Origin of the sequence: Mesorhizobium sp. M1E.F.Ca.ET.063.01.1.1 (genome assembly GCF_003998155.1) — a bacterium.
GTDB lineage: Bacteria > Pseudomonadota > Alphaproteobacteria > Rhizobiales > Rhizobiaceae > Mesorhizobium.
Map to the genome: position 1 here is coordinate 1 of NZ_RZSC01001507.1, position 537 is coordinate 537.

Genomic DNA, 537 nt, shown 5'->3' on the forward strand with positions numbered 1-537 from the left:
GTCGAGAAGCGAGTGCCATGGCCGTAGACGCGGCGCGAGATGCGCCAGAGCGTGTCGTTGCGGCGGATGATGACGGAACCGTCGGCATGCTCAAGCTTCGGTGCCACGGTTTCGGCAACGCCGGCTGACGGCGTCGCTTCCGCGGCCTTGGCCGGAGCCTCGGCGGCCGGGGCGGGCTTCGTTGCGGCGGATGCCGGCGCCTCGGCCGCAGGCTTGGCCTCAGCGGGTTTCGCCTCGCCGGGCTTGGCCTCGTTCGGCGCAACGGCCGCAATCGACTCGCCGGGCTCACGCTCGAACGGCACGGCCGCGCGGGCGACGACCTTCGCGCCGTCGTCGGCAAGGCCATCGACATGGATGGTGTAGCTGCCGACCGGGATGTCGCGCTTGGCCTCGATCAGGAAATGCCCGTCGGGCGAAGTCTGCGCTTCTCCGAGCAGCATGTCGTCGGCATAGGCGCGCACCTTGCGGCCGGGATCGGCCGTGCCGGCGACGAAAATCTTGCTGCCGTCGATCTCGACCGCCTCGACGGCGATCTTA

Annotated in this window: 1 protein-coding gene; it reads right to left on the bottom strand. The window is 69.8% G+C overall.

Annotated features, from left to right (window positions below):
- Positions 1–537: LysM peptidoglycan-binding domain-containing protein (locus tag EOA29_RS39490; protein WP_145970161.1), on the bottom strand; the 537-nt coding region annotated here is incomplete at both ends.